Raw genomic sequence first — 18,104 nt, 5'->3', positions numbered from 1 at the left:
AAACTGATAACATCTTGCCAGCAAACTTTCTGCTGCCGTATTGCGTCAGATAATGGGTAAATAACAACAGGGACAGCCCGATGGGCCTCGATGAGCTTCTGGAAACAATGCGTGCCTGGGGCCGCCAGCATACCGGCGATGCATTGCTGAAAAATATCAATACGCTGCTCATGCTGCATGTGGACAGGGTGTACCTTGTATCCGACGGCCGCAGTCAGTCTGTCAATGACGCTTCAGATCCTGATGAACTCGCCGCAGCCGCGCGAGAGCTGATTCACGAGGATGATGATACCGCAGCCAATATACTCCTGTTGCTGCCACCTTCAGGTTTTATCACTACTGGTGTGAATCTGCCGGGCCTTGCACCTGATGCCCTCCGTTCCGCTTTAAAGCTGCAGGGCACGAGCATGCTGCCCGCCTTTGAGGAGCCCCTGGCCCTTGCTGTTGATCCTGAGAATCCGGTGCTGGCGCTTTGGATGCCGGAGCAGAAGCTGGAGGCACTGTTCAAAGCATTTGCGGATCAGTCCCTGTTTCTGTCGGCCGTCACACCCCGCGCCCTGGCCATGGGATTGATCGCAGACGAGGGAGCTGTAGTTGTCGACCAGGATGGACGGGATACGGCCCTGGTTGCGACAACTGGCGGACAACTGAAAGCATTTGTGCAGACTCGTACACAGGACCTTGCTGAGGATGCCTATCAGCAGGAATGGGATGAGCTGCTGAAGCAATATTCTAACGGGCCAGTTCATTACGTCAGCGATGCCAGTAGCTGTCTGGCAGCACTCAAGAAAGCGGCAGACGGTGCTCTGGAAAAGCACCTGGCGCCTTTCATGATGAATCCGCCTTCAGCACTGGCGGCCAGGCGCCGATTCACGAAAGGCAAGCGGCGCACAACTCTGTCAGCACTGGCAGCCGGTGTGGCTGCATTAGTGTTGCTGCCGTTTCTGTTTCAGACCTTTCAGATCAGCCGCCTGGAGTCGCGACTCGACAACCTGCGGCAGCAATCGCAACCGGCACGTGAGGCACAGGCCACCGTGCGTGACTTTGAATCACAATGGGGCGTGCTCTCGGAGTTCCCGAGGCAGAATCTGCAGGATGTGCTGATAACTCTGCAGCAGATCGTCACTCCCGGCTACTTGACGTCCATCGAGATCGAGGCAGGTTACATCAGTCTCGAAGGCCAAAGTGAGGACCCGCAAAACCTGCTTGAGGCTCTGGAACAGAACCCCATGTTTACGGAAGTGGATTTTGCGCGAGCCACAAGCAATCAAAATTACTACATTGATCTCAGATTGGCGGATGTAAACTTTCCAGCCTATCAGGAATGGTACTTTCCGGAGGCACGGTGATCAGTAAGTTTCGCCCATTAAACAGCCGGCCGCTGAATAACAGGGAGCGCAATATTCTGCGACTGGCGCTGGCCGTTGCATTATTGCTGGTGCTGAGCAATGGCATCCCAGCCCTGCAGTCAATGTACCAGGATCGCTCTATACAGATTGAACAGCTGCTTACCGATATTGAACGTGAACAACGCCTGCTGGAAGAGACTGAGCAATGGCAGGCACGAGCAGCACAGACCAACGAACAGCGTGAGCGACTGGATGACATGCTGTTTGAGTCCGGCACGGCACCGATGCTGACAGCGTCCATTCAGCGTCTGATACGCCAGCATGCCACACAGTCCGGCATAAACATCACATCGACAGAGCTGGCAGAAACCGAAAGCAGTGGTGACTGGATCAAACTGGAACAGAGTCTGTCATTCGTGATGGACAATCAGCAATCCATCATGAATTTTCTGCGCGTACTCGAACAGTCCAGGCCGTATCTGGCCGTGCAGGACTTTAGCATGCGCCGAGCACGCAATCAGTTTATTGGCGATATTACCGTTGTCGGTTTCAGTCGACAAAATGATACCGGGGAGGCTGAGTAATGGCACAGACTCAACAGCACCCAGCTCTCTCACTGCCGGTTTTCAGCCAACTGCTTGAGCCTGCCGGCATCGTACCGGCGCAGGATTTCAGTCAGTCGCATGTATTACTGTGTGAGGTGGCACCTGATATCGAGCTGCGACACCAGATCCGGTTTGTCATGCAGGCAGAAGTGTCATTCCGCGAAGCTGGCGCAGAGGAAGTTCGCCGGCTGATCCGCCACTGGCGCGCAGAATTGTCACCGAATATTGAAACCGGCAACGATGACGTGTTTGTTTCCGGCTATGAGGACGATGAAGAACTGAAGGATCTAGCCTCCGAAGCACCCATCATTCGTCTGGTCAATCACCTGTTTGCACGTGCCCTTGATATTAATGCCAGTGACATCCACTTTGAGCCCAATGAAGAACACCTGGAAGTCAGATGCCGCGTTGACGGCATCATGCATCGCATCGAGCGACTGCCTGTAAAAATCACCACCGCTGTTGCATCGCGACTGAAATTGATGGCTCGCCTGGACATTGGCGAAAAACGCCTGCCGCAGGATGGCCGCATTGACTACAAACTGGGCAGCAAACATCTCGACATGCGTGTCTCTACACTGCCCGGCGTGCACGGTGAGTCCATCGTGTTGCGTATCCTTGATCGCAGTGACACGGCCGTGAGTCTTCAGCAGTTGGGTATGCCAGAGAATATCCTGCGCAGCTATCAGAGCCTGATTAATCAACCTCACGGCATGATACTGATCACCGGTCCTACCGGTAGCGGCAAGACCACAACACTCTACGCCACGCTTGAAAAGATCAATGACCAGACCACCAAGATCATCACCGTCGAAGACCCGGTGGAGTATCAAATGGAAGGCATCACACAGATCCAGGCCAATGCCGCCATCGGCTTGAATTTTGCGGCCGGTCTGCGCTCCATTGTCCGGCAGGACCCTGATGTCATCATGGTCGGTGAAATCCGCGACCATGAAACCGCAGAGATTGCGATTGAGTCGGCGCTGACAGGTCACCTTGTTTTTTCAACACTGCATACCAACGATGCAGCTGGCGCCATTACGCGACTGCAGGACATGGGTGTGGAAGGCTATCTGATCAGCTCCAGTCTGCTCTGCGTCCAGGCCCAGCGCCTGGTGCGACGCATCTGTCCTGACTGCGGGCAGCCACATGAATTGACAGCTGATGAAGCCGCAGTGCTTAAAGTTGATGCCGCAGACTATCCAATGGCCCGCAAAGGCCAGGGTTGTGAGCGATGCGGTGGCACCGGCTACCGTGGCCGAATCGGCCTTTATGAGTTACTGGTCATGTCCGACGCCATCCGTCATGAAATCGCAGTGGGCTCTGACGCCAATGTCATTCGTGAGCAGGCCATTGCCGAAGGAATGAAGACACTGCGTGAAGACGCGCTGGAGAAACTGGCGGCCGGGCTCACCACCCCTGAAGAGGTGGTCCGTGTGACGCGCGCCGGGGCGGTCAGTGGGCTATGATGAATTTCAACTACCAGGCCTGTGATGCCAGTGGCAATGTTCAGTCGGGTCAGCTGTCAGCTGAATCCGAACGTGATGCCGTTCGCGTGCTACAGGGCCGCCAGTTGATCCCGGTAAAGCTTGAAGCAGTGGCCGAGAAAAACACCGACCGTCGGCGCGGCAAAAAGATTCGCGCCAGTGATGTGCTGGATTTCACAAACGGCCTGCGCACACTGACAGAGGCTCGCGTGCCGCTGGACAAGGCGCTGCGGTTGCTGGAAGGCATTACCGAGTCATTGGCCATGCAGCAACTGGTCATGGCCATGCGCAAAGACGTAAAGGAAGGCAGGAGCCTGGCCGATGCCATGGAGCAGCGGCCCGATGTGTTCTCAAAAATGTATATCAATATTGTCCGCGCCGGTGAAGAAGGCGGCATACTGCATAAACTGTTGCCGGGTCTGGCAGATTTTCTGGAGACCAGCGCCAAGAATCGCCAGGCGATTGTGTCCGCCATGGTGTACCCGATTGTGCTGCTCATCACTGGCATCATATCTGTCTTCCTGCTGCTGGTATTTGTGATACCGCAGTTCGCAATCATGTTTGAAGACGCCGGCACTGAAGTGCCCGCGTCGGCCGCATTCCTGCTTGCGCTGAGCGATTTCATCAAGAGTTATGGCTGGTTGCTGATAGTGGGAGTAGTGGCACTTATATACTGGTGGTTGCTGCAGGATCGTGATCCGCAACGCAAACTGCGCAAGGATGCCCTGCTGTTACGTGTACCGCTAATGGGCAAACTGTTGCTTTATCGGGAGTGCGCCGTGTTCGCGCGTACGCTTGGCGCACTGCTGGGTGCCGGCATTCCGTTGATTCGCGCGCTTCGGGTTTCCAGAGAGGTTGTTGGCAATACTGAACTCAGCCGTTTACTGCATCGTGTGGAAGAAGACGTACGTGGCGGCAGTGGACTTGGTATTGCACTTGAACGGGCCGGGGCATTCCCGACATTACTGCACCAGCTGGTTGCCGTAGGGGAAGAGTCAGGGCGCACAGGCAGCATTCTGGTACAAACAGCAGAGACTTTTGACCAGAACGTAAAGAATCAGATGGCGAGACTGGTTGCAGCATTGCAACCGGGATTGATATTGATACTGGGCATCGCTGTTGGTGGAATCACCATTACGATGTTGTCTGCGGTATTCAGCATGAACGCGGTGGAATTCTGACAGTCAGACAAAATCGCCAATATTGTGAGCAGCCAGAGCAGAACGGTTTCTGGCACAAGGAGAGACAGAAAGTGAATATAAGCTTACGACAGTTCACCGTGCGCACAGTGGCTCTGAGTCTGGCAGTCGGACTGGCTTCATGTGCTGGTATCGATTCGAGTGACAGTCGTTCGAGTGGCCAGAATCAAAACACCACCTCAGGGTCCACAGCTGGACAAGCGACAAGCCAGAGCGCGCCCCAGATGCTTGGAAATATGCCGTCTGCCGAACAGGCTGCGGCGGAAAGGCAGGCGCTCATTGATGAAATCAATCGGGATGGGCGCCAGGTGTCTGTTTCGAATCGGCTTGAGTCGGTTCCCTCTCCGGTCAATCCGCCAGACCAGAATACCGTGGCACTGAACTATGAACAGGCTGATCTGCGGGAAGTGCTGGAAGAGCTCGCTGACGCACTGGATCTGTCCATCATCATTGATCCCTCAATAGATGTCAGAGTCAGTTTGCGTACTGCTGAAAACCGGCCGCTGACTTATGATGATGTATGGCCTCTAATCAGATTACTGACTCGCAATCACGGCATCGTACTGGAGCAGGTCGGCAATGTCTGGTACGCAAGATCTGGCACCGATAATGTCCCGGTCGAGATTGCCACGCCCGACTCACTTGATCAGGGGACTGCCGCGCAGATCATGCAGATTACACCGCTGCGTTATGTCTCTGCGGCCAGCGCCACCAACATACTCTCACCGATTCTTGACGAAGAAAACAGCATTGTCCGTATTTCCAACAGCAATACGCTCGCGATTACTGCCACGCGATCTCAGCTGGTGCGTATCAATGAGCTCCTGGTGGTCGTAGATGATGATCCATTCCAGAATCAGGGCCTGCAGCTCTATCCACTCAGTAATGCGCTGGCGTCAGATGTAGCCCAGGAACTGACAGAAATACTGACGATGATAGAAGGCGAAAATCCCTCCTATCAGGTCAAGGGGCTTGAGCGCATCAATGCGCTGCTGGTGACCGCACCGGCCGCTCGCGGTTTTGAAGAGCTGGCGCGCTGGATTCGTATTCTGGATGCCGATCGGGAAGAACAGTCTGAGCAGCTGTTTCAGTATCGCGTCAAGAATCTGAACGCCGTCGAGCTGGCAGAAACCCTCAGTGAGGTATTTCGCCTGGATGAAGAAGAGCAGCGCCCTGCGGGCGACGATGACGATGAGGCCGCCAGGCCCGAGCCTGTCATCATTATCAATGAGCAGGGCGAGCAGGTTGCAACACAGCAGGCGCAAGTGTCTGGGCAGGCTTCTTCAAATGCTGGCAACATGGCCGTGTCGGCCAATCTGCGCGTCAGCATTGTTGCTGATGAACCCACCAACAGCCTGCTGATTCGTGCCAATCCGCGAGACTATCGACAGTTGTTGACCACCATCAGTCAACTGGACACCGCACCGCTGCAGGTCATGATCAATGCGGCGATCGCACAGATTGTGCTGACGGATGAAACCTCATTTGGAGTTGACTGGTCGCGCGTGCTCGAGAATGCTGATGGTACGGCAACACGGGTGCGAACCGAGTTTCTGCCTTCCCGCAATCAGGATGGTTCCGGTGGACTGGGTGGATTGCTGTTCAACCGGGCCTTTCTTGATGGCGCGGCCAGGGTTGAAGCGACGCTGGAAGCCATAGCAATCAACAACGATGTGCGGCTGCTGGCCAGACCCTCTTTGACAGTGATCAATAATCAGGAAGGCCTGATTCGTATTGGCGCCGAGGTGCCTGTGCAGTTGGGTGAAACGATAGGAGTCGGCGGATCCACGACCAATATCCAGTACCGACCAACAGGTATCGAACTGCAGATCACGCCCCGCATCAATGAGGAGGGTGTAGTTAATCTGACAATACGTCAGGAGCTGTCGTCTGTTTCTGGTTCCGCAGGCATCAATCAGAATCCGATCTTCCAGAATCAGGAAATTGAAACTTCCGTCGTTGTCCGTGATGGCGAAAATGTTGTGCTCGGAGGCCTTATCCAGAACACCAACGACCAGCTGAATACCGGTGTCCCCTACCTGAATCGGGTGCCTGGCCTGGGACGGCTGTTCAGCTATCAGCAGGACAACAACGAGCGGACTGAGCTGTTTATCGTACTGCGACCGGAGATGATCAATTTGAACAACCAGACCAACAGTCGCTATCAGGAAATACTCAACCGTTTTGAACTCGCGGCAGAAATGCTGGAAGATATCTGAATACAGGCAGAGGAATTGATATGAACAAGGTTAAAAGCATCAAGCAAGCCCGTGGCTTCACCATTATCGAACTGCTGATCGTCATGGCGATACTGGGAATGCTGGCGGTCATGGTTGCCCCGAATCTGTTTAACCAGGCGGATGGCGCTCGTCGTGATGCGGCGCTGTCGCAGATCTCCTCACTGACCAGTGCACTGGATGCCTATCGACTGGATATAGGTCAGTATCCGGATGAGCTGGAGGGACTGATCGAGAACGACAGCGGGCGCTCCACATGGAACGGCCCCTACCTGCGTGGTGATGTACCCGTGGATCCCTGGGGTAATGCCTATGTTTATGAGTCGAGCGGTCGGGACTTCAGCCTGATTTCCTACGGTGCTGACGGCGCGCCGGGTGGCGAAGACAATGACGCTGATATTGGGGACTAATGATACTCAGCGCGGTTTTACTCTGCTAGAACTCCTGCTTGTGCTGGGTATTGCGGCCATGATGGCCATGCTGATCGGCCCCGGTATCAGTTCACTCGATTCTCCGGGGTTCAACGCACAGGTACGTGAGGCAACGGGTCTGTTGAATCATGCCAGACGCATGGCGGTGGTCCAGGGCGGGACAACCCGGGTGGAGTTTATCGTTAACCCGCCGGATGCAGGCAACAGCAATGGCCCGGCTGAACCTGAGGCTGACGACCCATCGGTGGTGGGGCGCTGGGTCTCTGTCGAAACCGCGCTGGCTTTTACAGATAGTACCGGCCGCCAGTCCCCCGTGCATGAACAGCTCAGCATCGAGTTCTATCCAGAGGGAGGCAGCTCTGGCGGCACGCTCGAATTCTCGCAGGATTCCCGTCGCTTAAAACTTTCAATTGACCCCTTTTCAGGGCGAGTAGAGCGTCTTGATGAAAATGACGAATAGGCGGCCTACAGTCTCAGTACAAACAGTGCAGCACGGATTTACACTGCTGGAAGTGCTGGTTGCGCTGACCATCACGGCAATGGTGCTGGGGGGACTTTTTACTCTGGCTGCCGGCAGCAAGCAGCTGGCTGGTCGTGCGCAGAGCAGTTTAAGTGATACCGTTCAGGCGCGAGCCAACATCAACTTTGCTCTGCTCGATAATCAATTTCGTGACATCGAATCTGTTATTGAAGACGAATTTGATGTTTCGCCAGTAGATGAGCTGGAAGATCCTCTGCGACGGACAGCGCCCATGTATGATCTTCTGGAAACCTACCGAATGGTGGACCCGGAAACTGGTGAGCAGATCGAAGGCGTCCGCTGGCTACGTTCTGATCTGCCACGGTGACAAGCAACGTGAATCGAATCCAGCAACAAGCAAACCCATTACATCAGCAGCGTGGTTTCACGCTGCTGGAAATCATCCTGGCGCTGGCACTGACAGCGACATTGATGACCATGCTGACGGCGGGTATGTTTTCAGTTGTGCGTGACTGGGACAATAATGCTTCGACACTGGAAGACAATCTGGACGAATCAATTGCGATACTGCAACTGGAGCGCGCGCTGCAGGGTGCTTTTCCGCACAGCTACCGCGACCCCGAAACACTGGGGCGCCATGTCTATTTTGAAGGTGAATCCGACCAGCTTTCCTGGGTGTCAACAGTGTCCCCTGAGAGGAGGGATGGCCTGACTGCCTGGCGTCTTTTCTGGCGTGGTGATGAGGGAGTCTATCTGCAACTTGCGCCAGCACTCAGTGATGACCCGACGGCCCGGCTGGATGATGCCGAGCCGCGACTGCTTTTGCCAGGCTACCGCGCGAGCTTTCAATATCTGTATGAGGATCTCGAGTTCGACCGTCTGTGGCGTGAAGACTGGCCTGCTTTCACGTTCAGTGTGTTGCCGTTTGCTGTCCATATACGTCTGGAACCCATCGACGACCGGAACGTGGAGACGCTGGATATTGTGGCGCCGGTTAATGCGCGGCAGCATCGCAGCATTCGTCCCAATCTGGAGCTGATACCATGATGCCGAATTCGCAACGGGGCGCGGTGCTCATCATGGTGCTGTGGACGTCGGTGGTGTTGACGGTGCTGGTCACCGTGCTGGCGACCAATATTCGCCTGGGAGCCACAACTGCGTTACGGCATAAAGAAGGTGTCAGCGATTACGCAGATATCATGACAGCCATGAACCAGGCTGAGATGGAGTTGATGCTGGAGCGCATGCCCTTGCCGCTGGACGAAGAGCCAGTACTGAACGACTGGGGTGAGGTGCGGATGTCGACATATCGCTTTAATGGTCAGCCGCTCTCCCTGCACTACCCTGCCCCCGAAAACATGGTGGTGCGGATTTATGACCATGCAGGAAAAATAAATCTCAATCGAATTGAAGTACGACGGTTGCAGCAGATAATCGAAACGCAACTGGGTCCTGACTTTGACCCACGCCAGGTGCAGGAACTACTGGCGGCCTGGAATGACTGGACCGATCTCAACGAATTGATAACTCCTGGCGGTGCCGAGGCTGAGTATTATCAGACGCTGGATCCCCCTTACACGCCACGCAACAGTCCTGATCTGGAATCAGTCGATGAGATTCTGCTGATAAGAGGTTTCGCCGAGCTTTTCGAGGGTGTCAATCTGGAGGCTGCGTTTACTGTTTATGGCAATGAGGCAGTGGTTAATCCCAACATGGCAACACGGGAAGCCCTGATGTTACTTCCTGGCATGGAAGAGGAACTGGCCGAGCAGATTATTGCTTATCGACAGCACCGGGACCTGCGAACCATGCGTGAAGTTGGTGCCCTGATTCCACTTGAGAATATGGTAGAACTGTCACCCTGGCTGGGTTTTACAGCCTCCAGTATATATTCGGTATACGTCTACCCGGCGGCCGAAACTGCCAATGCGGAGCAGGAATCCCAGAGGACAGACGAGGATTTATCAGCGGTTGAGGATCCGGTTCGCCAGGGCTACATGCAGATCATGCAGGTCGAAAGCTTTAATCAGCGCGCGCGAGTGCGTCACGTTGACCCTTATGCCATGTTGCCGGACACGGCGCCGCCCAGAGCGGAGTTGCCGCCTGGCCTGCTGCGAGTGGATTGAGATTAATGTGAACAGGGCGGCGCGCTTCGTTCAGAGCACAACAATGTTTAGTTGTGCTCGACCTTCCATTCCGACTTCATGACAAAGACACCCAGCCCTTTGCTTGTTTTTACCGTGATTTCCTTGCTGAGTTTTGTTTCGTACCAGAGCAGTCCACTTGCGTCATTGATACCACCCAGCACATGGAAGTTTCCGACCCGTAATGCCATGGCATCAAGGCGCAATTGCACGGTGATAATTTCGCCTTTGCGGAATGGACCATGCTCGACGTCGGGTCGGTCAGTTCCCAGATAGGCGGAAATAACCTCGTCCAGATCCTTCATCAAGGCGAAGCCGAAATAGCAGATGCTGTTGTCGTTCAGTATCTCGGCCTGCAATTCCAGAATGACTTCCTGAAGGGGCTCAACAGTGTCGATGATCTCGCCATCGGTATTGCGCACCACGGTATGGATGATGCGGGCGTCCTTGGGCGTCTTGTCTTTCTCTGCCTGCTCAGCCTTTACGGCGGAGCTTTCTGATTCGAGCGCTTTGGCCTGTTCTTCAGCCTTGGTGTAGGAACGCCGGCTGTTGCAGTAGTCTTCATAGCGCGCGACGATTTCTTCACTCTGGCCCATTTCGCGTATACGGCCTTTCTCCAGCCAGATAGCCGTGTCACAGAGTTCCTGTACGTGATACATGGAGTGACTGCAGAACACCATGCTTTTGTTCTGCGCGCGAAACTCATTCATGCGCTGCACACACTTGCGTTGAAACGCGATGTCGCCAACTGCTAGCGCCTCGTCAATCACCAGCACATCCGGTCTGACCATCGTCGCGATAGAAAACGCGAGTCGAACATACATGCCGGAGGAGTAGGTTTTGACAGGGCGATCAATGAAGTCCCGCAGCTCGGAAAACTCTATGATGTCTTCTTCCAGCGCAGCGATATCGTCATCCGGCACACCCAGCAGCGAGGCATTAAGATAGATATTGCGACGGCCGGAGAATTCCGGGTGAAAGCCTGCACCCAGCTCCAGCAGGGCCGCGACCTGACCTTTGGTGTGTACGGTCCCACTGCTCGGTTGCAGGGTGCCAACCAACAGCTTCATCAGGGTCGACTTGCCCGCGCCATTGTCACCAATGATGCCAAGGCTCTTGCCTTCCATGACATCAAAAGAAACATCCTGCAAAACATGAAATACGCGGTGACGAGGCTGGCGCAGCAACAACTCCAGCAGGCGATCCTGCGGCCGTGCGTAGATGCGAAAATCCTTGTTCAGATTGTTGACCGAAATACTGTGCATTACAAAACGTCACCAAAAGCGTGTTTTATTCTCATGAACAGCCAGCCGCCCAGCAGGTAGCTCAGCACGGCCGATACCACCATCACCTGGAAATGGATGGCAGAAAAATCGCCCAGTAGAATCGCTTCGCGATAGAACTGCACAAAGCTGTGCATGGGATTCAACATCATCAGCGGCCGCACCTGCTCGGGCAGCAGCGACAGAGGATAAATGATCGGCGTCAGGAAAAACCACGCAGTCAGCATCAGAGCCACAAGCTGCTGGATATCACGCAGGAACACACAGAAGGCGGACAGGATGGCGACCAGGCCGATGGTAAACATGAACTGCAACACGAAGGCTACCGGCAGCCAAAGCCAGGCCATCTGCAGATATCCCTGCGTGGCCAGATACACCAGGAATACAAAAATGGCGATGCCGTGGACAAGGTAAGGGACCAGTGTGCCAACCATGGGAATCAGCTGCACCGGGAACATGACCTTGGTGATCAGCGGGGCTTTGTCCAGCAGCAGTCCGCTTGAGCGACCCATCGCATCGGCAAAGGCGAACCAGGGCAGATAACCAATCATCAGGAAAATGACAAAAGGCACGTCACCAAAGTTTTCCGGCATGGGCGCACGAAAAACCACACTGAACACGAATGAATAAATGATGATATTGACGATGGGCGTAACAAACAGCCACAGGAAGCCACCCAGCGAGCCGGCGAACTGGCCGCTGAATTCCTGTCGCACGAACTGATGGAACAGCCGGAAGTGGCGAATGGGAGACAATGTCCACTGACGCAGCAGGCTAGATGTCATAGCAGCAATCAACGATGATAATTTCACTCCAGAAGGGCGCAGATTTAACCACGAAAGCGCCTCAATCTCCACAAAACGCTAAAAAAAACCGGCAAAACCGCCTACAATCCGCGCCATGAATCCTGAAAACATATTGGTCCCCTTTCACGTATCCGATCTGCCGCCGGCGCCCTGGGTTGTTTTTGCGCCGCATGCCGACGATGAAACCTTTGGCATGGGTGGGGCGCTGCGCCTTGCTGCGCTGCAGGGTATGGCGACTCATGTCATAGTATTGACAGATGGCGCGCTGGGCGGTGCCACCAATCCTGATGACCAGCAGGCCCTGGTGGCGCAGCGCAAAACGGAAGTGCAGCAGGCCTGCGATGTACTCGGCGTCAGCAGCGTGCAGACCTGGGATCATGCGGACCGGGGTCTGAAGATGGACGATGCGGTGGTAGAGCAGATCGCTGGCGCGCTGATCGATCTGCAGGCAGCCACGGTATTTTTCCCCGGCGTACTGGAGCTCCACCCTGACCATCGGGTCACCGCGCAGCTGGTCTGGGCAGCCGTGCAGCGCTTGCAGCAGCGCGCCTGGCGTGGTCATCTGCCTGAGGTATGGTCCTATGAGATCAGTGTACAGAGCCCCGTTAACCGGCTGATTGATATCACCTCGACCATCAAGGCCAAGCAGCAGGCCATGGCTGTCTACGCCAGCCAGAACAGCCAGAATAACTATCCTGAACTGATTCTGGCCCTGAACAAGGCGCGCACCTTCTCCATGAGTGCTGAAGTGAAGTATGTCGAGTCGTTTAATCGATATGATCCGGGCATGCTGACAGAGTCTCTGGAGGCATTGACCCAGCAGGCAGTAGCCAGATATTTTGAACGTGGGCAAACTAAACCGTAAGCTTGCACGACAAATAAAAAAGCCGTTAACGTAACAATGTTCAAGTACCGCTTGGTCCGGGGCGGTCATGATGTACCCGGACAGTCAGTTCGCTGACAGGAGTCAGAATGATGCTGAGGGCCCTAATGATGATGCTGGCGGCGCTGATCAGCGCTGTGCATGCTCACGCCCAGGAAACGGAACTGTTTACAGACCTGACGCCGGACTCCGTGGCCGGTCAACAGTCGGCTACAGCATCGCCGACGAGCAACGAACAGCTTCGCCTGTTTGAGCCGATCGAGGCAAGCGCTTCTGCAGCAGACTCCCTTGCCCCCGCGCCTGACACGACATCACGCAGCGGTGGACCACAGTTTACCCTGGTCGGTACCAGCCAGTTTGGCAGCAAGCGTCAGGTGCGCCTGCGCCTGCAGAACGGAGAAACCCTGGTGGTTCCGCTGCCGGACGAGTCGAGCGGGTCGATGGACGCACGCGCAGAGATCCCCGGCTATCCCGGCCACTTTGTGGATGAAGTGGCCAATCGCCAGTTGATAATTCAGCATCCCGCAGGCAACTCCTGTTATGCAGATCCCGATGAAGGTGTCACCTGCGTGGGTAGCAACGTATCCCGCCTGCAGCTGGCAACAGCCGCTCCAATAGCGACCCAGGCACCGGCGCAATCAGCGGAGGAGTCATCTGAAGACAGAGGCGGTCGCCGTGATCGACGTAGTGAAGATAGTGCTGAGGAGCAGCCGGAAAACCCGTTTGCCGCAGCCCTGCGTGCTGCCAGAGAGCGCAGTGACCCGGACGCAGCCGTCCGCCGAACCGAAGAATCGAGATTCCGGCCGCGTCGTATCGACCCGGCCGATGTACCCGAGGGAGCCCGTCTGGTGCGCACTCCCTTTGGCGACCGGATAGTGCCTGCGGAGCCAAATTCCCAGTGACACGTCGACCAGAAAACACTAGCCTGGTGACGGCTGATGCAACGGTTCTCACTGCAGATTCCCTGTCCCCATTGAGATTTCGCGCGACGTGAGCCAGAGCCGCCCTCCCAGACTCTGTGTGTCGATTGTTGTTCATACCCTGGATACGCAGGTATTGCGGCAGACGCTGCAGTCACTGGCAACAGCCGCCCAGCAGGCATTGCAGCAGCGGCACCTTTCTGCCTGTCAGCTGTATCTCATCGATAACGGAGATTCCGACAGTAATGTCATGCCCTTGCGTGATGTGCTGGATGGGTGGAGTGAGACTGGGCTGGAGGGGGAGCTGATCACCGGTCATGGCAATCTGGGTTACGGTCGCGGTCACAATCTTGGGCTGTCGCATGCACAGCAACTGGCTGACGCCGGAAACGACCTGTACCTGATTCTGAATCCGGACGTGATTGTGCAGCCGGACACGCTCTGTGTCGGTGTCGCCTGGCTGCAGTCGCATCAGCGCACAGTCGCAGTGGCGCCATCAATCAGTGACGGTCATGGAGGCTCAGCCTCTGCCTGCAAACGCTACCCCAGCGTGCTCGACTTTCTGCTGCGCGGCTTTGCGCCGGAGGCAGTCAAGCAGCGCTTCCACGAGCGACTGGCGCACTACGACATGCAGGACCTCCCCGACGACCGGCCCAGCGAGGGCATTCCCGTTATCAGTGGCTGTTTCATGCTGTTCAGGCTGACAACGCTCAAATCACTGAATGGTTTTGATCCGCGCTATTTCCTGTACTTCGAAGACTTCGATCTGGCGCTTCGAGCGCATCGCCTGGGCACCCTGACCTATCTGCCGGGAATGCGAATCACGCACCTGGGTGGCAACAGTGCCAAAAAAGGCCTGCGACACATCGGCATGTTCGGGCGCTCAGCGCTGCGATTTTTTAACACGCACGGCTGGCGCTGGACATGAGCTCTCGCGTGCTGGTGACAGGCGGTAGCGGATTTGTGGGGCGACACCTGGTGCCCATGCTGCAGTCTCAGGGTGATGCTGTCAGTGTACTGCAGCGTCCGACTCAAGACCTGACCCGTCCCGAATCACTGGTCACCGTGGTGAAGGGGATTGATTGCATCTACCACCTTGCCGCCTATGCGCACGTGAATCATGCGCGGACGCAACTGATCTATCAGACCAACGTCGAAGGGACGGTCAATCTGCTGGAGGCCGCCATCGAGGCTGGTGTTTCACGATTCGTGTATGTCAGCAGCATTCTGGCCGATCCCGCCCATGACCAGCCGCGCACCGCATACGGAGATGCCAAATTTCAGGCCGAACAGCAGCTGATGGCTGCCCATGAGCAGGGCAGGATTGCTGTGACCATCATCAGACCAGCCAGCGTGTATGGGGTTGGCATGAAAGGCAATCTGATGAGCCTGCTCGGGCTGATCCAGAAGGGTGTGATGCCTCCTCTGCCGGACTTTCAGCAGGCAATTTCGTTGATCGGCGTTCAGGATCTGTGTCAGGTGCTGGTGCTGGCAGCCGCTGCGCTTGAGCGTTCGGTTCCCTCCCGCGCACCAGTATATGCGGTTTCTGACGATCAGCATTACACGATCAAGGGTATTGAGCAGGCCATGCGAGACGCGCTTGGCAAGCCGCCCGCGACGTTTGCCACGCCCAGGTGGCTGTTTTTCGCTGGCGCACTGCTGCTGGAAGTGGCGGGTAGGCTGCTGCCACTGCGCAATGCTCCCGGGCTTCGCACCTGGCGTGCGCTATCACGCCCGAATCACGTTGACGGCTCAGCAAGTCGTCAAGAACTGGGCTATAATCCGCGTTTGACTTTCTACCAGTTACTGCCGTCCATCATCGCTGACAGTGCAACGTCACAAGGATAGAACCATGACTCAGTCTGTGCCGACATCGACACATACAACCAAGGGAATAATTCTGGCTGGCGGCACGGGTACCCGTCTGCACCCAATGACCATTTCGGTCAGCAAGCAGCTGATGCCTGTTTATGACAAACCGATGATCTATTACCCGCTCTGCACACTGATGCAGGCTGGTATCCGCGACATCCTGATCATTACCACGCCGGCTGACCTGCATCTATACGAGCATCTGCTGGGTGACGGCAGCCGCTGGGGGATCAATCTGCAGTATGCGGTGCAGCCCAGTCCAGATGGACTGGCCCAGGCTTTTTTGATCGGTGAAGAATTTATTGGCAATGACAGTGTGTGCCTGATACTTGGCGACAATATTTTCTACGGCAATTCACTTGAAGAAAAACTGCAGCGTGCGGTGCAGCAGAAATCGGGTGCCACTGTGTTTGCTTACTATGTAAACGACCCGGAGCGCTATGGTGTTGTCGCTCTGGATGAAAACAATACCGCAATCGATCTGGAAGAAAAGCCGGCAAAACCCAAGTCCAACTACGCAGTTACAGGCCTGTATCTGTACGATAACGAAGTCGTGGAGATCGCCAAGACAATCAAGCCCTCCGCCCGTGGCGAGCTGGAGATTACGGACGTCAACAAAACCTATCTTTCCCGCGGTCAGCTCCAGGTAGAGCTTTTTAATCGTGGTACGGCATGGCTTGATACCGGCACAGTCCAGTCCCTGCTCGATGCGGCAAACTTTATTCGGGTACTGGAAGAGCGGCAGGGATTAAAAATTGCCTGTCCGGAAGAGATCGCGTACAGCAACGGATACATTGACGCTACACAGCTGCGTGCGCTGGCAGCGCCGCTGGCCAAGAGCGGCTATGGACAGTACCTGTTGAATCTGATTCGCGACTGATTGTCCCAGAACAGCGCCAAAAAATATCGTCAGCCAAACTGCATCAACAAGGCAACGCAATGAAAGTAACCCCTACACATATTCCTGATGTCCTGCTGCTGGAACCGGCTGTTTTTGGTGATCACCGCGGCTTTTTTATGGAAACGTTTCGCCAGTCTATCTTCGATGAACTGCTGCCTGGGCTGAGATTTGTACAGGACAACCACAGCAAGTCAGCGCAGGGCATTCTGCGCGGTCTGCACTATCAGCTCCGCCAGCCCCAGGGCAAACTGGTGCGCGTGGTGTCGGGTGAAATCTATGACGTGGCTGTGGATATGCGCGAGGGCTCTCCGACCTTTGGGCAAAGCGTGGGTTGTGTTCTGTCCGCAGACAACAAACACCAGCTTTGGGTGCCGCCTGGTTTTGCACATGGGTTCTATGTGATCAGCGACAGTGCCGAAATGGTGTACAAGTGTACCGATTATTATGCTCCTGAAGATGAGTTCAGTCTGATGTGGAACGACCCGGCACTGGGAATAAAATGGCCGTTGGTGGCTGGCGCGGGTGAACCGGTACTGTCGGGCAAGGACAGCAAGGCGCTGAGCTTTACCGATGCTCCCAAATATCAAAAGCAGGGTTCCTGATGAGCCAGCCACTTAAAGTCGCTTTAACTGGCGCCGGCGGCCAGCTGGGGCAGACCCTGCAGCAGTACCTGTCGGCCGAACGTTATCAGATCATTCCGATAACACATGCGGAGCTGGATATCAGTGATGAAACCGCCTTGCGCAGGCATCTGACGGACATCAAGCCAGACGCCATCATCAACGCGGCAGCCTATACAGCCGTCGATGCTGCAGAGACAGATGACCTGGTCGCGCGTGCCGCAAATGCAACCGGTCCCAAAAACCTGGCACGATGGGCTGCCGAGAATGATACCTGGCTGCTGCAGATATCGACCGACTTTGTATTCAGCGGGCGCAATCACCGCCCCTACACACCAGACGATCAGACGGACCCATTGAGCATCTATGGGCGCACCAAGCTCGAAGGAGAGCTGCATGTTCGTTATCTGGCGCCAAAACACAGCCTGGTTCTGAGAACTTCGTGGGTTTATTCGCAGTTCGGCCGGAATTTTCTTAAGACCATGTTGAAATTAATGGCTGAGCGAGACGTTCTTAAAGTAGTAACAGACCAGATTGGCACGCCGTCCTCGACATGGGGTCTGGCGCGTTGCATCGAATCGGCGCTGCAGATACGGCCAGTCGGCACTCTGCACTGGAGCGACGCCGGTGTTGCGAGCTGGTACGATTTTGCTGTTGCGATTCAGGACGAGGCAGTCAAGGCAGGCCTGTTGGACAAACGAATACCAATAGCGGCGATTCCGGCGAGCGACTACCCAACGCCAGCCAAACGCCCACCTTACAGTGTGCTCGACAAGTCACAGACGCTGGCTGTCCTGGACGTGTCGCCCCGACACTGGCGGCATGAACTGGTCGATGTCATTGCCGCAATGGCCTAGCACACAAGACTTTCCCCTGCAGGAGGTAA

Annotated in this window: 19 protein-coding genes; 17 read left to right on the top strand and 2 right to left on the bottom strand. The window is 55.5% G+C overall.

From position 1 onward, the window contains the following. Nucleotides 1-80 precede the first annotated feature (80 nt). From QGM61_RS10370 to QGM61_RS10325, 10 genes are all read left to right on the top strand, one after another. Nucleotides 81-1,349, top strand: a complete 1,269-nt coding sequence (locus tag QGM61_RS10370) for a PilN domain-containing protein (RefSeq protein ID WP_281132898.1) — start codon at nt 81-83, stop codon at nt 1,347-1,349. Beyond that, nucleotides 1,346-1,933 (top strand): type II secretion system protein GspM, encoded by a 588-nt coding sequence (gspM, locus tag QGM61_RS10365; RefSeq protein ID WP_281132897.1) that lies wholly within the window; start codon nt 1,346-1,348, stop codon nt 1,931-1,933. Before QGM61_RS10370 ends, gspM begins: the two co-directional genes overlap by 4 nt. Further along, nucleotides 1,933-3,423 carry a GspE/PulE family protein gene (locus tag QGM61_RS10360; protein ID WP_281132896.1) on the top strand — a complete coding sequence of 497 codons (1,491 nt, stop codon included), beginning with the start codon at nt 1,933-1,935 and terminating at the stop codon, nt 3,421-3,423. Before gspM ends, QGM61_RS10360 begins: the two co-directional genes overlap by 1 nt. Further along, on the top strand, nt 3,420-4,622 hold the full coding sequence (locus tag QGM61_RS10355) for a type II secretion system F family protein (protein ID WP_281132895.1): 1,203 nt from the start codon (nt 3,420-3,422) through the stop codon (nt 4,620-4,622). The genes QGM61_RS10360 and QGM61_RS10355 overlap by 4 nt, the downstream gene beginning before the upstream one ends. A 242-nt stretch (nt 4,623-4,864) precedes the next feature. Beyond that, nucleotides 4,865-6,859, top strand: a complete 1,995-nt coding sequence (gene gspD, locus QGM61_RS10350) for a type II secretion system secretin GspD (RefSeq protein ID WP_281132894.1) — start codon at nt 4,865-4,867, stop codon at nt 6,857-6,859. Between the two features lie 20 nt (nt 6,860-6,879). Further along, nucleotides 6,880-7,287, top strand: a complete 408-nt coding sequence (gspG, locus tag QGM61_RS10345) for a type II secretion system major pseudopilin GspG (protein WP_237132512.1) — start codon at nt 6,880-6,882, stop codon at nt 7,285-7,287. Beyond that, complete coding sequence (locus QGM61_RS10340; RefSeq protein WP_281132893.1) at nt 7,265-7,768, top strand: GspH/FimT family protein; 504 nt, start codon at nt 7,265-7,267, stop codon at nt 7,766-7,768. The genes gspG and QGM61_RS10340 overlap by 23 nt, the downstream gene beginning before the upstream one ends. Nucleotides 7,769-7,793: 25 nt before the next feature. Beyond that, on the top strand, nt 7,794-8,156 hold the full coding sequence (locus QGM61_RS10335) for a PilW family protein (RefSeq protein WP_237132510.1): 363 nt from the start codon (nt 7,794-7,796) through the stop codon (nt 8,154-8,156). Between the two features lie 8 nt (nt 8,157-8,164). After that, nucleotides 8,165-8,836 (top strand): prepilin-type N-terminal cleavage/methylation domain-containing protein, encoded by a 672-nt coding sequence (locus tag QGM61_RS10330; protein ID WP_281132892.1) that lies wholly within the window; start codon nt 8,165-8,167, stop codon nt 8,834-8,836. Beyond that, the gene (locus QGM61_RS10325; protein WP_281132891.1) at nt 8,833-9,915 is read left to right on the top strand and encodes a general secretion pathway protein GspK; all 1,083 of its coding nucleotides are present in this window, start codon (nt 8,833-8,835) and stop codon (nt 9,913-9,915) included. Before QGM61_RS10330 ends, QGM61_RS10325 begins: the two co-directional genes overlap by 4 nt. 47 nt (nt 9,916-9,962) lie before the next feature. Here QGM61_RS10325 and QGM61_RS10320 read toward each other — a convergent pair whose 3' ends face one another. After that, a complete protein-coding gene (locus QGM61_RS10320) occupies nt 9,963-11,198 on the bottom strand; it encodes an ABC transporter ATP-binding protein (RefSeq protein ID WP_237132507.1) in 1,236 nt (411 codons plus the stop codon). Beyond that, nucleotides 11,198-12,001, bottom strand: a complete 804-nt coding sequence (locus tag QGM61_RS10315; RefSeq protein ID WP_237132506.1) for an ABC transporter permease — start codon at nt 11,999-12,001, stop codon at nt 11,198-11,200. The genes QGM61_RS10320 and QGM61_RS10315 overlap by 1 nt, the downstream gene beginning before the upstream one ends. Nucleotides 12,002-12,116: 115 nt before the next feature. Here QGM61_RS10315 and QGM61_RS10310 point away from each other — a divergent pair, with 115 nt between their 5' ends. The 7 genes from QGM61_RS10310 to rfbD all read left to right on the top strand — a co-directional run bounded on the left by QGM61_RS10310 (nt 12,117) and on the right by rfbD (nt 18,075). Beyond that, nucleotides 12,117-12,887, top strand: coding sequence for a PIG-L deacetylase family protein (locus tag QGM61_RS10310; protein ID WP_281132890.1), 771 nt, complete (start codon nt 12,117-12,119; stop codon nt 12,885-12,887). A 107-nt stretch (nt 12,888-12,994) separates the two neighbouring features. Then, the gene (locus QGM61_RS10305; RefSeq protein WP_281132889.1) at nt 12,995-13,807 is read left to right on the top strand and encodes a hypothetical protein; all 813 of its coding nucleotides are present in this window, start codon (nt 12,995-12,997) and stop codon (nt 13,805-13,807) included. A gap of 88 nt (nt 13,808-13,895) precedes the next feature. Continuing rightward, complete coding sequence (locus tag QGM61_RS10300; protein ID WP_281132888.1) at nt 13,896-14,753, top strand: glycosyltransferase; 858 nt, start codon at nt 13,896-13,898, stop codon at nt 14,751-14,753. Next, nucleotides 14,750-15,673 (top strand): NAD-dependent epimerase/dehydratase family protein, encoded by a 924-nt coding sequence (locus tag QGM61_RS10295; RefSeq protein ID WP_281132887.1) that lies wholly within the window; start codon nt 14,750-14,752, stop codon nt 15,671-15,673. The genes QGM61_RS10300 and QGM61_RS10295 overlap by 4 nt, the downstream gene beginning before the upstream one ends. Nucleotides 15,674-15,677: 4 nt before the next feature. Then, entirely contained in the window at nt 15,678-16,577 is a 900-nt protein-coding gene (gene rfbA / locus QGM61_RS10290; RefSeq protein WP_237132501.1) for a glucose-1-phosphate thymidylyltransferase RfbA, read from the top strand. A 59-nt stretch (nt 16,578-16,636) separates the two neighbouring features. Continuing rightward, nucleotides 16,637-17,200, top strand: a complete 564-nt coding sequence (gene rfbC, locus QGM61_RS10285; protein WP_237132500.1) for a dTDP-4-dehydrorhamnose 3,5-epimerase — start codon at nt 16,637-16,639, stop codon at nt 17,198-17,200. After that, complete coding sequence (rfbD, locus tag QGM61_RS10280) at nt 17,200-18,075, top strand: dTDP-4-dehydrorhamnose reductase (RefSeq protein WP_281132886.1); 876 nt, start codon at nt 17,200-17,202, stop codon at nt 18,073-18,075. Before rfbC ends, rfbD begins: the two co-directional genes overlap by 1 nt. Nucleotides 18,076-18,104 lie beyond the last annotated feature (29 nt).

This window comes from Pseudohongiella sp. SYSU M77423, assembly GCF_029911965.1.
Classification (GTDB): Bacteria; Pseudomonadota; Gammaproteobacteria; order Pseudomonadales; family Pseudohongiellaceae; genus Pseudohongiella.
Note: the sequence above shows the minus strand (reverse complement) of the source record. Positions and strands in the feature narration are given on the sequence as shown.